Origin of the sequence: Halobacillus litoralis (genome assembly GCF_020524025.1) — a bacterium.
Lineage (GTDB): Bacteria > Bacillota > Bacilli > Bacillales > Halobacillaceae > Halobacillus > Halobacillus litoralis_D.
Map to the genome: position 1 here is coordinate 924,580 of NZ_JAIVKN010000001.1, position 13,298 is coordinate 937,877.

The 13,298-nt window shown below is 41.8% G+C and carries 14 protein-coding genes; 12 read left to right on the forward strand and 2 right to left on the reverse strand.

Going from position 1 to position 13,298, the window contains the following annotated elements; all coding sequences use genetic code 11:
* Positions 1-121: 121 nt before the first annotated feature.
* The 5 genes from tkt to LC036_RS04915 all read left to right on the forward strand — a co-directional run bounded on the left by tkt (position 122) and on the right by LC036_RS04915 (position 4,836).
* Positions 122-2,125 (forward strand): transketolase, encoded by a 2,004-nt coding sequence (gene tkt, locus LC036_RS04895; protein ID WP_226579008.1) that lies wholly within the window; start codon positions 122-124, stop codon positions 2,123-2,125.
* A gap of 565 nt (positions 2,126-2,690) precedes the next feature.
* Positions 2,691-2,915: a YneF family protein gene (locus tag LC036_RS04900; protein ID WP_413229833.1), complete on the forward strand. Its 225-nt coding sequence runs from the start codon at positions 2,691-2,693 to the stop codon at positions 2,913-2,915.
* Between the two features lie 137 nt (positions 2,916-3,052).
* A complete protein-coding gene (locus LC036_RS04905) occupies positions 3,053-3,757 on the forward strand; it encodes a cytochrome c biogenesis CcdA family protein (RefSeq protein ID WP_226579012.1) in 705 nt (234 codons plus the stop codon).
* A 67-nt stretch (positions 3,758-3,824) separates the two neighbouring features.
* A complete protein-coding gene (locus LC036_RS04910) occupies positions 3,825-4,253 on the forward strand; it encodes a Na(+)/H(+) antiporter subunit B (protein WP_226579015.1) in 429 nt (142 codons plus the stop codon).
* 100 nt (positions 4,254-4,353) lie between these two features.
* Entirely contained in the window at positions 4,354-4,836 is a 483-nt protein-coding gene (locus LC036_RS04915; protein ID WP_226579018.1) for a CcdC family protein, read from the forward strand.
* 11 nt (positions 4,837-4,847) lie between these two features.
* Here LC036_RS04915 and LC036_RS04920 read toward each other — a convergent pair whose 3' ends face one another.
* A complete protein-coding gene (locus tag LC036_RS04920) occupies positions 4,848-5,276 on the reverse strand; it encodes a DUF2621 family protein (protein WP_226580001.1) in 429 nt (142 codons plus the stop codon).
* A 278-nt stretch (positions 5,277-5,554) separates the two neighbouring features.
* Here LC036_RS04920 and acnA point away from each other — a divergent pair, with 278 nt between their 5' ends.
* The 7 genes from acnA to LC036_RS04955 all read left to right on the forward strand — a co-directional run bounded on the left by acnA (position 5,555) and on the right by LC036_RS04955 (position 12,923).
* Positions 5,555-8,260: an aconitate hydratase AcnA gene (acnA, locus tag LC036_RS04925; protein ID WP_226579020.1), complete on the forward strand. Its 2,706-nt coding sequence runs from the start codon at positions 5,555-5,557 to the stop codon at positions 8,258-8,260.
* A gap of 403 nt (positions 8,261-8,663) precedes the next feature.
* Positions 8,664-9,254: a TlpA family protein disulfide reductase gene (locus tag LC036_RS04930; protein ID WP_226579023.1), complete on the forward strand. Its 591-nt coding sequence runs from the start codon at positions 8,664-8,666 to the stop codon at positions 9,252-9,254.
* 51 nt (positions 9,255-9,305) lie between these two features.
* Positions 9,306-9,449: an FbpB family small basic protein gene (locus tag LC036_RS04935; protein WP_226579026.1), complete on the forward strand. Its 144-nt coding sequence runs from the start codon at positions 9,306-9,308 to the stop codon at positions 9,447-9,449.
* A gap of 110 nt (positions 9,450-9,559) precedes the next feature.
* On the forward strand, positions 9,560-9,814 hold the full coding sequence (gene tlp / locus LC036_RS04940; protein ID WP_413229834.1) for a small acid-soluble spore protein Tlp: 255 nt from the start codon (positions 9,560-9,562) through the stop codon (positions 9,812-9,814).
* Between the two features lie 113 nt (positions 9,815-9,927).
* Positions 9,928-12,186 carry an AAA family ATPase gene (locus LC036_RS04945; protein WP_413229835.1) on the forward strand — a complete coding sequence of 753 codons (2,259 nt, stop codon included), beginning with the start codon at positions 9,928-9,930 and terminating at the stop codon, positions 12,184-12,186.
* A 3-nt stretch (positions 12,187-12,189) separates the two neighbouring features.
* A complete protein-coding gene (locus tag LC036_RS04950; protein WP_226579032.1) occupies positions 12,190-12,615 on the forward strand; it encodes an acyl-CoA thioesterase in 426 nt (141 codons plus the stop codon).
* On the forward strand, positions 12,615-12,923 hold the full coding sequence (locus tag LC036_RS04955) for a hypothetical protein (RefSeq protein WP_226579035.1): 309 nt from the start codon (positions 12,615-12,617) through the stop codon (positions 12,921-12,923). The genes LC036_RS04950 and LC036_RS04955 overlap by 1 nt, the downstream gene beginning before the upstream one ends.
* 17 nt (positions 12,924-12,940) lie before the next feature.
* Here LC036_RS04955 and LC036_RS04960 read toward each other — a convergent pair whose 3' ends face one another.
* Positions 12,941-13,231, reverse strand: a complete 291-nt coding sequence (locus tag LC036_RS04960) for a HesB/YadR/YfhF family protein (RefSeq protein WP_226579038.1) — start codon at positions 13,229-13,231, stop codon at positions 12,941-12,943.
* Between the last annotated feature and the right edge of the window lie 67 nt (positions 13,232-13,298).

Here is a 13,298-nt window from a genome sequence, read left to right on the forward strand (position 1 = left end):
CAACAGGGGAAATTAGGTGGGAGGCAAACGATAAAAGTTTGCACACTACTTGTTTCATAACCAATTTCATTATAGGATAAGACATGGTACATATACCTGAACAGAAAGGGGAACATTGGACATGGCAAACAGCCTTGAACAAACATCAATCAATACAATTAGAACTCTAACTATCGACGCAGTAGAAAAAGCAAACTCAGGTCACCCGGGAATGCCTATGGGGGCAGCACCTATGGCTTACAAGTTATGGACGGATTTTATGGACCACAATCCGAAAAATTCAAATTGGTTCGACCGCGACCGTTTCGTACTATCTGCGGGGCATGGATCAATGCTTCTATACAGCCTCCTGCATTTATCTGGATATAATGTAGAAATGGATGATTTGAAATCTTTCCGTCAGTGGGATTCTAAAACTCCAGGTCACCCTGAGTTTGGACACACAGACGGGGTAGAAGCCACTACTGGTCCTCTTGGACAGGGGATTGCAATGGCTACAGGAATGGCGATGGCAGAAGCTCATTTGGCCGGTAAATATAACCGTGAGGGTTATAATGTTATCGATCACTACACGTTCAGCATTTGTGGTGATGGAGACTTAATGGAAGGCGTTTCCCAGGAGTCTGCTTCTTTAGCCGGGCACTTAGGACTTGGAAAGTTAATCGTGCTTTATGATTCCAACGATATTTCATTGGATGGCGATCTTGATCGCTCCTTCAGTGAAAGCGTAGAGAAGCGCTATGAAGCTTATGGCTGGGAAGTCATCCGTGTGGAAGATGGCACGGATACAGACGAAATCGGAAAAGCGATTGAAAAAGCAAAAGCTAACACTGATCAGCCGACAATGATTGAAGTGAAAACCGTTATCGGTTATGGTTCTCCAAACAAATCCGGAAAATCCGCTTCTCACGGTGCTCCATTAGGAGAAGAGGAAGGAACCGCTGCAAAGCAGTTCTACGGTTGGGAGCATGAACCATTCCACGTTCCTGAAGAGGTTTACCAGGACTTCAAAGAAAAGGTGCAACAGAACGGTCAGGATAAAGAACAGTCCTGGAATGATCTTATGGTCCAGTATAAAGAAGCTTACCCTGAACTTGCAGAAGAACTTGAAGCAGCCATTCGCGGCGACCTTCCGGAAGGCTGGGAAAAAGAACTACCTACTTATACCGTAGGAGAAGACAGCCCAGCTACACGTGCAGCGTCTGGAGATGCGATCAATGCAATCTCCAAAGCAGTACCTTCCCTGTTCGGTGGAAGTGCCGACCTTGCTGGTTCTAATAAGACAGCAGTGAAAGGCGAAGAAGACTTCTCCCGCGAAAATTATGCAGGACGCAATATTTGGTTTGGTGTTCGTGAATTTGCTATGGCAGCAGCATTAAATGGTATGGGGCTTCACGGTGGTTTGAAAGTATATGCAGGCACATTCTTCGTATTCAGTGATTACCTTCGCCCGGCAGTACGTCTTTCTGCCCTTATGAACCTGCCGGTGAATTATGTCTTTACACATGATTCGGTAGCTGTAGGAGAAGACGGTCCGACACACGAACCTGTAGAACAACTGGCTTCCCTGCGTGCTATGCCGAATCTTTCTGTTCTTCGTCCGGCGGATGGGAACGAAACCAATGCAGCATGGAGACTTGCTTTAGAGTCAGAAACTACACCGACAGCATTGGTGTTGACTCGTCAGGGTCTTCCTACCCTTGAGGGAACAAAAGAACATGCCTATGAAGGTATGAAGCGCGGAGCTTATGTTCTGCGTGACTCTGAAAAAGAAGTTCCAGATGCGATTCTTCTTGCTTCCGGATCTGAAGTCCAGCTGATTGTACAGGCACAGGCTGAGCTTAAGAAAAAAGGATACGATGTCCGCGTCGTAAGTGTTCCTTCTTTCGATCGTTTCAATGCACAAACAGAGGATTATAAACAGCAGGTGCTACCTTCTGACGTTCGTAAGCGTGTGGCTGTTGAGATGGGATCTTCATTCGGATGGGAGCGTTACGTTGGTCTTGATGGCTCCATTATCGGAATAGATACCTTTGGTGCTTCTGCTCCAGGAGATACAGTCATTGAGAATTATGGCTTTACTGTTCAGAATGTCGTTAAACATGCTGAAAATCTTATGAGATAACAGGTAAAAGCTGTCTCTTCTTGAGACAGCTTTTCAATTCTGAAAAGCCTTAATTGAATGGGTGAAGAGTAGATAAAATATAGAGATCTTCTCTTATCACCTGATATAAACCTCCCCTTATTTTTTCACGAATAAAGGTGAGAATTGTTACGCGGTTTCCATAAAAGTGGCTGCAAAGTAAAATGTCACTTTTTTATAAGAAGCTGATGGATAAGACAGAACCTTTTGAAGCATACGCGGCCATGTTGAGTAGCCGAACATAGGACAGGAGGAGCGTGTCAAAAGTTACCCTCCTTTTTTTCAAAAAGTCAGCGTCCTATGATATAATAGAGAATAAGAAACATTGTTGTCTCTTCAGTACGTGAGTCTATATAAAGCTGTACCTTTGATATATAGTCTACTCAAAAAGTTTTCAAAACCGTTTTATATTAATAGAACGAATAGAAACATTTCCGCTGGGTCACTACAGCAGAGAGCCGTTTATCATCGTGAAACGCCTATTGTATTCTCACGAACGTTTTACTATACTGTTATGGGAGACAACACGAAGGAGGAAGACGAAGACATGACATTGGGGATCGTTTGGGTTATCATCATAGCTCTATTGACTCTTGTCGGTGGTGTAGCGCTAGGCTTTTTCATCGCAAGAAAGTATATGATGAACTATTTGAAAAAGAACCCGCCTATTAATGAACAAATGTTACGCACACTGATGATGCAGATGGGGCAGAAGCCGTCTCAGAAGAAGATCAATCAGATGATGCGTTCAATGAACAATCAAATGAAATAATGAAACTAAGCCTTCTTTCCAATAGGGAAGAGGGCTTTATCTATGTGAAGTTCAACAGATGTTCACAAGGAGTTAATCGTTTTTTTAAGAACCCTTTGGTACAATAGAAGTCGACAATCAAATGGGAGGGTTGAACGATGATGGATGTAAATGTGTTCCTTGCCTTTGGTGCAGGGTTTTTATCTTTCATTTCTCCATGTGTCTTTCCTTTATATCCAGCATTCCTCTCCTACATCACAGGAATGAGTGTGAATGAGTTAAAAGAAGACAATGGAATGTTGAAAAGGACGAGTTTAATACATACCATTTTATTTCTATTAGGATTTACCACAATTTTTTTGATTTTAGGGTTTTCAGGCTCGTTTTTTTCACAGTTTTTAATTCAAAACGAAACGATTATCCGCCGGTTGGGCGCCATTCTGATCTTATTTTTTGGATTCGTCATAATCGGGGTGTTCAATTTTGAATTCCTTATGAAAGATCGGAAAATTACCTTTAAAAACAGGCCTGCAGGCTACATAGGCACATTTATTATAGGTCTTACATTTTCACTTGGATGGACGCCTTGTACTGGGCCGATTTTAGCTGCTGTATTATCTCTTGCAGCGGATTCTCCAGAGCTTTTTCTAGTGATGATGATTTCTTATTCTTTAGGCTTCTCGGTTCCTTTTCTGGCTTTATCCTTCTTTGTTGGGAAATTAAACTGGATTAAACGGCACAGTGCGGGAATCGTAAAGACAGGCGGATACATTATGATCCTTGTCGGCGTGTCGCTGTATTTTAATTGGATGTATAAGCTTACATCCTTCTTAGCTGGTTTATTTGAATTTCAAGGGTTTTAAAACATGGATTTTGCGGATTGTTTATATTATGATTAAGACGTTGATTCTTATATAAAGGAGTATTTGTATGACCCGGACCAATGACATCATTTTACGAACCACCACCACACTGATCGCTTTTATCCTATTAGGGTTTTCCATTTACTTATTTTTTGCCGGCCATAATTCCCCCGGTGGAGGATTTATTGGAGGTCTTATGACATCTGCAGCCATCATACTTATGTATATGGCGTATGGCAGCCAGGCAATGGAGAAAATTCTTCCGATAAATTTTCGTTATGTAATTCCAGCGGGGCTTTTAATTGCTGCTTTAACAGGAGTAGGGGGACTATTCTTTGGAGAAGCGTTTTTAACACAGGCTTTTGGTTACTTCCAGCTTCCGGTTTTAGGAAAAACAGAGCTTGCTACTGCACTTTTGTTTGACCTTGGCGTATATTTAGCTGTTGTAGGTGTGACCATGACGATCATATTGACGATTGCAGATGATCGCAGCTAGGAATTTAATATGAACACTTGTTGGTGAAACTTGTGTCTTAAATGCGGTCGAACGTGTGTTAAACTAGTCCTAAAAGGACAAGAAGAAAGAGTGAATCACTATGTTTTGGTTGATTGTAAGTACAATTGCGGCCGCCTTTATGGCTACGGGCATGATTTTTGTTCGATTACGTGCCTCCAGGCAGCCTGCTAGTGTGAAGAAGATCATTCTGCCTCCTTTGTTTATGAGTACAGGGGCTTTAATGTTTGTTTTTCCCATATTTAGAGTTCAATGGAGTCAAGTTTTAGAAGCTGTACTGATAGGGGTTCTCTTTTCCATTTTTCTCATACGTACATCGAAATTAGAAGTGCGTGGTGGGGATATATACTTAAAACCATCGAAATCATTTATTGTTATTCTGTTCGGTTTATTGCTCGTGAGAATTATTTTTAAGTTAATCATTGGACAGCATGTACCGTTTGGGGAGACAAGCGGCATGTTTTTCCTGCTTGCCTTTGGAATGATTGTTACGTGGCGGCTTGCGATGCTGAAACAGTACTTAGCCCTGGAAAAACAAATCGAAGCAAAAAAGGACCTGGCATAAGCCGGGTCCTTTTAATTTTCAAGCAATGGTTGATAGGGGGACATATCAATCTTTTTCTCCTCAAGCTTCTTAATTAGGAATTTATGATCCCGCTTGGGAGTAGCGCGGATATATCCTTCAATAAGAATGTCCTGGGTGATTTTCTTCTTCTTTTTTGTGAGAGCAATTTCTCCAATACGGCCGGCAATTTTCTGCCTGGCTACATCCCGGAAGATTTCAGGTACAGGAGAAATCAATTCTTCCAATAATTCTTTTTGTTCAAGCGTCCACATATGGCGCGTCTGGTCAACATAATACTCTTCCCAGTCAATGATTGATTTTCCATCTTCTTTCGGCAGACGTTTCAGGAATTTTCGGAACATGAAAAAACCACCAATGGCCATTAAACCAACCATAATCACAATCCAACCGACGATAAAAAGAGCGAATCCGCCTGTCATACGATCACCTGTTTCATTTTCTAATCTTGATATTTTAATTATAAAAGGTTGCCATTGTAAATACAAGTGAATCTATTACGGTGCTTTTTGTATAAAATTAGCTGAATTCAGAAAAATTTGTACGCATTCATTTTACTTATAAATCGTTTTCATTTACAATAAAGATTGCAGATTTGTGATCTTGTTAATAAATAAGGGAACAAATGTACAATTTGGGGAATGGAGAAGCCGATTGATTGGCATCTTCATTGAATTATTGATGAGGGGGTAAAAGGAATATGGCTAGCAATGCATTTAATGCTCGCAAACAATTTGACCTAAATGGCCAAACGTACAACTATTATGATCTGAAAGCCTTAGAAGATGCGGGACATGGTAAGATTTCGCGTCTGCCTTTCTCCATCCGTATTCTACTAGAATCTCTATTACGTCAACACGACGGTCGTGTGATTAACGATGATCATGTAGAGAGCCTAGCAAACTGGGGAACTGAAAAATCCAAAGGGGAAGACGTTCCATTCAAACCTTCCCGTGTTATTTTGCAAGATTTCACCGGCGTTCCAGCTGTTGTTGATTTAGCTTCCTTGAGAAAAGCAATGGTGGACATGGGTGGAAGCCCGGACAAAATCAACCCAGAAGTACCTGTTGATCTTGTTATCGATCACTCAGTGCAGGTAGACAAATATGGTACTCCAGATTCGCTTAACGTGAATATGGAATTAGAATTTGAGCGTAATGAAGAGCGTTATGAATTCTTACACTGGGCACAAAAAGCATTCGATAATTATCGTGCGGTTCCACCTGCAACAGGTATTGTGCACCAAGTAAACCTTGAATACATCGCAAACGTCGTTCATGCAAAAGAAAATGAGAACGGCTCTTATGATACTTATCCAGATACACTTGTCGGTACCGACTCACATACGACGATGATCAACGGCCTTGGTGTACTTGGCTGGGGTGTAGGCGGAATTGAAGCAGAAGCAGGTATGCTTGGACAGCCTTCTTATTTCCCTGCTCCTGAAGTTATCGGTGTTAAACTGAACGGAAGTTTCCCACAGGGAACGACTGCTACAGACCTTGCATTGAAAGTTACACAAAAACTTCGTGAACAAAATGTTGTAGGGAAATTCGTTGAATTTTTCGGCCCTGGTCTTCAGGAAATGCCGCTGGCTGATCGTGCTACGATCTCCAACATGGCTCCTGAATACGGCGCAACATGCGGTTTCTTCCCAGTGGATGGTGAATCTCTTGAATATCTTCGTCTTACTGGCCGTAGTGAAGATCAGATTAAGCTGGTTGAAGAATACTGCAAGAAGAACAGTCTGTGGTATGATCCATCCTTCGAGGATCCTGAATTTACATCTCTAGTTGAAATCGATCTCGGAGAGCTTGAGCCAAACTTGTCCGGACCAAAACGTCCTCAAGATTTGATTCCACTTTCTCAAATGAAGGATTCTTTTGAAAAAGCGATCACTGGACCAGCTGGGAACCACGGATTTGGTTTAGATCGTTCTGAATTCGATAAAGAAGCGGAAGTGCAGTTCGAAAATGGAGATAAATCTGTCATGAAGACAGGAGCTCTTGCAATTGCTGCGATTACATCTTGTACAAATACATCAAATCCTCACGTTATGTTAGGTGCGGGACTTGTTGCTAAGAAGGCGGTAGAGAAAGGCCTTCAAGTACCTGATTATGTGAAAACTTCCCTTGCGCCAGGATCAAAAGTTGTAACTCGCTATCTTGAAGATTCCGGCTTAATGCAATTCTTGAATCAGCTTGGCTTTAACCTTGTAGGTTATGGATGTACGACATGTATCGGTAACTCGGGACCGCTTCTTCCTGAAATTGAAAAAGCAATTGCAGACAGTGACCTGACGGTTTCTTCTGTATTGTCTGGTAACCGAAACTTTGAAGGTCGGATCCATCCACTTGTGAAAGCCAACTATTTGGCTTCACCGCCTCTTGTTGTGGCTTATGCCCTTGCTGGAACTGTAGATGTCGATCTTAAGAATGATGCTATTGGGAAAGATAAAGATGGTAATGATGTGTTCTTTGATGATATCTGGCCGTCTAAAGAGGAAATTAAGTCTGAAATTTCCCGTGTTGTTACGCCTGAAATCTTCCGTAAAGAATATGAGAATGTTTTCAACAGCAACGAGAAGTGGAATGAAATCAACACAACAGATGAGCCGTTGTATGATTGGAATGATCAATCCACTTATATTCAGAATCCGCCATTCTTCGAAGGTCTCTCAACGGAGCCTGAAAAAGTTAAACCTCTTGAAGGTATGCGAGTTGTGGGTAAATTTGGGGATTCAGTTACAACAGACCACATTTCTCCAGCTGGAGCAATTCCTAAAGATATGCCGGCAGGAGAATACCTGCAGGAGAACGGGGTAAGCCCTCGTAACTTTAACTCTTACGGTTCACGTCGTGGTAACCACGAAGTAATGATGCGCGGTACGTTCGCAAATATTCGTATCCGCAATGAGTTAGCTCCGGGCACAGAAGGTGGATTCACTACTTACTGGCCGACAGAAGAGGTCATGCCTATCTATACAGCAGCTATGAAGTATCAGCAGGATGAAACACCTCTGATGGTCATTGCAGGGAACGACTACGGTATGGGAAGCTCCCGTGACTGGGCGGCTAAAGGTACAGACTTACTTGGTATTAAGACGGTTATTGCAGAGAGCTTTGAACGTATTCACCGTTCAAACCTTGTTATGATGGGTGTCCTGCCATTGCAGTTCAAACCGGAAGATTCCATTGAGTCTCTTGGACTAACCGGCCGTGAAACATTTGATGTAGAAGTCGGGGAAAATGTAAAACCTCGCGATCATGTCAAAGTTACAGCAACGGATGCTGAAGGAAACAAAAAAGAATTTGATGTCATCGCTCGTTTCGACAGTGATGTCGAAGTAGACTACTACCGCCACGGTGGTATTCTGCAAATGGTATTGCGTAACAAACTTAATTAATATTAAGCAGCCAAATGCCAATCTGAAAGTAAAGAAGCAAAAGCCGCAGAGGAAAACTCTGCGGCTTTTCTTTGTGTTTCCATAAATACTAAGTAGCAACTCAAAATGAATCATGTTATCCTACAATAGGTGCACCTAAGAACAAATGTTCGAAAAGTCTAAATTGAACAGCATTATTTTTATCATTTCCACATAAAACTTAGTAGCAACTCCGAATTAAATAAAAAAACATAATCACTAAATAAAAAGAAGGTCCATAAAGAAAAACCGGATTATCATAAGATTTCCATGATGTTAAAGAAGCTCTATTTTAGATAGAAGCAATCTTGTGCTTTACAGGCATAAATACTTTTTTTATTCTTATATATAGGAATAGCAATGAACAATGGACGGGGGACGCAAAATGAAGAAATGGCTGGCCTTTCTTTTTCTGGGAGCGCTTTTGGTTTTCAGCCTGACCTCTGCGTGGAGCGATAAAAAGGAAGAAAAGGTTGAAGGTCAACAGACGCCGGAAGCACAAGCTGAACAGGATGGAGCCGGTATGAAAGCTCCGAATGCTCCTGAGGGTTTAAAAGTGGGACAAGAAGCTCCTGATTTTACACTGGAAACTTTACAAGGGGAAACCGTTAAACTGTCTGATTTTAAAGGAAAAAAAGTGTTCTTGAATTATTGGGCGAGCTGGTGTCCTCCATGTCGGGATGAAATGCCGGAAATGCAGAGGTTTCATGAGGAGTTTGAAGATGAAGTCGTCATACTTGCTGTAAATGGGACAGGTTCAGAAGATAATTTGAACGATGTAAAGGATTTTGTAATAGAAGGCGGATTCAGTTTTACTGTCTTATTAGATCAGGAACTCGAAATCAACCAGCTCTATCAGATCATTTCAATTCCCACGACTTATTTCATCGGGACAGATGGAGTCATTCAGGAGCAGCGAATCGTCGGCCCAATGACTTATGATTATATGGTGAAAATGAAAAATGCACTAAATTAGGAATATTTACATTAAGAAATGGAAATCATACCTTTTAAAGGAGAGATTTCCATGAGAAAGCATAAAACGGTATCGTTTGAAGAACGAGTGAAGGAAAATATCCGCAGTATTAAAGAAGATCAGAAATTGATGGATCAAATTGATGAGCGCATCGAAAAACGTCATAAAGATCGAATGAAACAAATCCCGTCATAAAACGGGATTTGTTTTTTTATGACCTCCCCAGTCACCTCATAAATCTACAGGAAAAGGGAACAGTAAGAATGACTCTTAAGGGTCCAGTTTAAACACAGGAGAGTGACAGCATGTCTCATAAACAACAACATATGTCCAACCAAAAACCAAACCCTGATAACCGGGCTGATAATGTGGATCGTCTGCAGGAGAAAGTAACCAATACGATTGAAAATATTGAAGCTTCTCACGATGCGATGCGGTTCTCAACTGAAGAGGAAAAGAGAAACATTGAGAAGAAAAATAAGCGTAGAAATCAATCTCTTGAAGCTATGCGGCAGGAAATCAAAGAAGAAGCACATCACTCACGCCATCAACAATATTAAAAAGACAGCCGCTTCTCTTAAACGAGAAGCGGCTGTTTCGCTGTGCATCTTCATCTACATCAGACCTTGACTATGATAAAATGGTAACGGCGATAGAAAAGGAAGTGATGATGATGCTAGAGAATTTGAGGAAATGGAATAGTTTAGATCAGCAGCCTCCAATATCAGAAGTCGAGGCCTTAAGATATATGAACGAGAAGGACATAGAGGATAGGGAACTTCAGGCGCTTTTATATATTACCCTGGCTTACCACCGTATTAAAAGGCATCCAGGGAAAGATATGCTTGCCTATCAATTTATTGACGAAGCTAGAGTGTTACATGCCAACCACTCATTAGTAACGGAGTTATATGAATCACAGCAGTTAATGCAGGCATATACAATATTGAAAAATACATCTTTTGAGCAGTGGATTCTTCATGAAACAGATCATGATTCAGCCAAAGCCAAAAAAGCTAAATCTATACATGCTGACGTTCGTTATATCATAGAACAATGGGACCAGGAGCTGGCAGGTAAAGTCATTATTGATGCTTCAAGCCGACTAAAGCTTTATCAGGAAGTGTATGAAGAGCTGAAAGAGCTTGAAGTAATGCTGGATGAGGCCATTGCATCCATTGAGAACCGCCGCATCCGTATTCCTGTGAAAGAAATCAATGAACGAACAAGAGGTCTGTCAGATTATCAGGATGAAATTTATAAGCGGCTGCCCCGCTTCTTAACCGATCAATCCAATCAAAACCCGCTGGAAGCTTTTGATCAAATGGTGGGGTTAAAAGATGTTAAGACTTATATTCGCAGGTATTATCACTTCTTAAGGTACCAGCAGCAGCGCAAGAATTTTGGTTTCTCAATGGTCGATGAACCAGGGTTACATATGATTATTACTGGTAATCCAGGGACAGGGAAAACGACCATCGCAAGGCTGCTTGCGAACATCTACCACGAACTTGGTATTCTGGATACGAAGGAAGTGGTTGAAGTGAATCGTTCCCACCTTGTCGGCTCTTATGTGGGTCAGAGTGAAGAGAATACGATGAATTATGTTAAGCAGGCTATCGGCGGCGTTTTGTTCATTGATGAAGCCTACAGTCTAAAACGAGAAGGGCAGACAGGGAATGATTATGGTCAGGCGGTAATTGACACGCTTGTTTCAGCTATGACCAGTAAAGAATATGGAGGGAAATTTGCCGTTATTTTAGCCGGTTATCCGGAAGAAATGAGGCAGTTCCTCTGGTCCAATCCAGGTTTAAGAAGTCGTTTTCCTGAACAAAATCATATTGAACTCCCTGATTACCAAATGAATGAACTCATGACAATAGCTGAACAGACCGCTATAGAAAATGACTTCTTTTTTACCGAGGAAGCGTTAAATGAGTTTGTGACTCTTATTGATCGTGAGCGTGTGGATGATTCTTTTGGTAATGCACGTACAGTGAAAAACTTAGTACTCAAGACGGTCTTCCAGAAAGGTGCTCATGAAGCAGAGCGGGATAAACATCACTGGCTTGACCACATGCGGATATCGAAAGAAGACCTCATCTGGGATGATGAATCAAATGAAGAAGAACAGTCACCGATGGAACGCCTCGATGAACTCATTGGGCTTCATAATGTAAAAGCAGAGGTCCGTAAATTATCTTCTTTTGTTCAGGCGCAGCAGAAACGAAAAGAAAAGGGCTATCCGGTTGTTCCGATAGAACTTCATTCTGTCTTTTCAGGTAATCCGGGGACAGGGAAGACAACCGTTGCTGAAATATACGCTGACGTCCTGAAGGAATGTGGATTGTTAAAGCGGGGACATATGGTTGTAGTTTCGAGAAGTGACCTTGTGGCTGGGTACGTTGGTCAGACAGCTATTAAAACGAAGCGAAAAATCAGGGAAGCTCTCGGAGGCGTGTTATTTATAGATGAAGCCTACTCGCTCTATAACGGCGGACGGGATGATTTCGGTAAAGAGGCGATAGAAACGATCGTAGATGAAATGACCAAACACAACGAAAATCTGGTTGTCATTCTTGCAGGATATAAACAGGAAATGGAGCAGTTGGTAGAAAGCAATCCCGGCCTGTCCTCAAGGTTTAAGAAGTACTTCCACTTCCCAGATTATCAGGAGCAGGAACTTATCGATATGACCCATTACCAGGCTGCTGAGTACGGATACTTCTTCAATGAGTGGGCGGAGTCTTTCTTATTAGAGAAGTATACCGATCATAAAGTGAGAGGTAATGGCCGCTTTGTGAACAACCTTGTCAATGAAGCGATTCAGTTTCAGGCTATTCGAGTGATGGAAGATGAGGCAGTAGATATAAACGAACTTGAACTTGTAGATCTGGAAAAAGCGTGGAACATGGTCAGAAGGGAGTCTTAACAAATGAAAGTCATCGAAACACCTATTCAAGTTAGATACCAGGAAACCGATATGATGGGCGTCGTCTATCACGCCAATTATTTAGTGTGGTTTGAGATTGGACGTACCGCCTTCATTGACGGACTCGGTTTTAAATATTCCGAAATTGAAAAAGAAGGCGTGGTTTCGCCAGTAATCGATGCCCAAGTAAGCTTTAAGAAACCAGTACGCTATGGGGACGATGTAAAGGTGCATACTTGGGTGGAGAGTTATGATGGTCTTCGTGTCTCTTATGGATATGCGGTCATGTTTGAAAACGGAGAAACAGCTGTTACCGGCGAGACCAAGCACGTGATCGTAAAAAAAGACAACTTCCGTCCAGTCTCAATAAGGAAAAAGTTCCCGGATTGGCATGAAGCCTACCTTGCAGCAATGGAGGAGGAAGGGTAATGGCTTTTGGTGTAAAGCGAGAAGAGCTGAAGAATTGGAAGTCTCGTGTGGCAGATGGAGAGATCGCCATTCTTACACATTTTTGGATAGATGAACGTTTTCCCGGCTGTGACACGGTGACAAAAGTGGGATGCAGTGATTTATCAAAATTAAAAGCATGGGGAGAACAGTATGGTTTACATCCGGGGTGGATCCACTTAGATTCCCATTACCCTCACTTTGACTTGTTCGGTGACCGGCAATATAACATTTTACTTAAGGAAGGCTGCAGAGATCATATTGAACGTTTCCGATTAGATAAAAAATAAGACGCCCTAAAGGCGTCTTATTTTTTATATTCAAAGGAAGGTTCTTTCCATTTTGAATCAAGTTGTACTTCAAGGGAATGGTCGTCAAAATACCAGGCATCATCTGCTTCAATGAAAAAATGAATGTTACCTGTTGTTGTTTCTGCTACGGGCTCAACAGGTGATTCAAGTTTAATAGCCAGGGAAAATCCGGGTTGTAGGCCGCCAACGCCGCCATAGCGGACATAAAAGCGTAAATTGGTTGTTCCTTCGATGTCCAGCTCTTCCTCATACCATTGTGCTGCTTCTTCTGTTACTGATAAATTCATATGCTCAACTCCTGTTTGTTCGAAATGGTCGTGTGTTATGTTGTATCCGCAATGGTCCATGAGTAAA